We start from the raw sequence: 715 nt of genomic DNA, 5'->3' as shown, positions 1-715 counted from the left end.
CAGGTGGCGTACCTAAAAAAATCGATTGCCCTGAAGGCGCAGAAGCGCTCCCAAACCGGGACAAAGCCCTAGTGGTCGCTGAGCTTTCAGGGCATGGACACGCGGTGCGTGATCTCCTCGAAGCTGCTGGCCTTGCCAGGTCGAGCTACTACTACGCACTGGCTCACCCCCAGCAGCCAACCAGAGTGCAGCTACGTCCCAAGGTCGCCCAGATCTTTTCGCGAACCCCCAACGGGTGTGGTCACAGGCAGGTAGCTATGTGCCTGCGTGCTGAGGAAGGGGAGCGGATCGCTGATAAGACGGTCTTGAAGATGATGCGTCAGATGGGGTTGCGTTGCGGTATACGCCGTGAGAGGGCCTACCACAGGTACAACTCCTACAAGGGGGAGGTGGGGCAAAGTTTCGCCAACATCATCGGTCGTGACTTCACGGCTGATGGTCCTTGGCAGAAGTTGGGTACCGATGTTACCGAGTTCAAGCTTTCCTTCGGTAAGGCCTACCTTGCTCCGGTTTACGACTTTGCCAGTAAAGAGATTGTCGCCCATTCCATCTCGATGTGCCCTAATCTTGCCCAGCAGCAACAGATGCTTCAGGTACTCATGGAGGCCAAACCTGCAGGGGTTGAACCGGTCTTGCATTCGGATATGGGTTGGCAGTATCAGCATGAGACCTATGTCAGAACGCTTGCATAATGGTTTTGTCCAGAGCATGTCAC

Annotated in this window: 1 protein-coding gene; it reads left to right on the top strand. The window is 55.5% G+C overall.

All coding sequences use genetic code 11. From position 1 onward, the window contains the following. Positions 1–692 (top strand): IS3 family transposase (locus ROTMU0001_RS02330; protein ID WP_005507914.1); only part of this gene is annotated, 692 nt, incomplete at its 5' end. Between the last annotated feature and the right edge of the window lie 23 nt (positions 693–715).

This window comes from Rothia mucilaginosa ATCC 25296 (assembly GCF_000175615.1).
Lineage (GTDB): Bacteria > Actinomycetota > Actinomycetes > Actinomycetales > Micrococcaceae > Rothia > Rothia mucilaginosa.
This window is presented reverse-complemented; position numbering and strand designations above follow the sequence as displayed.